Below are 258 nucleotides of genomic sequence, written 5' to 3' on the forward strand. Positions count from 1 at the left end.
TCAATAGACCAACCAGTTGGAATAAATGTAACACCACGATCCTTGTCTTCTTGAACGTTTCTTAAAATATTTACTGCTTGTAATCCTCGGCCGTAGGCAATTGCCAATTCTCGGTCTGTTTTGGTACCATCACGCCATTCCCAAATGTCAGAGAGCATGACACCAACTAACCCTGCCACATAATATGTGTAATCATTTAAATCTTCTTTTGTTTTAATATGCCAATTTTTACTCACCCAGTCGGCCATTCCTGTAGCC

Annotated in this window: 1 protein-coding gene; it reads right to left on the bottom strand. The window is 40.3% G+C overall.

Annotation, left to right across the window (positions count from 1 at the left end):
• Positions 1–258 (bottom strand): squalene/phytoene synthase family protein (locus tag AOA62_RS29765; RefSeq protein WP_158235146.1); only part of this gene is annotated, 258 nt, incomplete at both ends.

Origin of the sequence: Pseudomonas sp. 2995-3, from assembly GCF_002742565.1 — a bacterium.
GTDB lineage: Bacteria > Pseudomonadota > Gammaproteobacteria > Pseudomonadales > Pseudomonadaceae > Aquipseudomonas > Aquipseudomonas edaphica.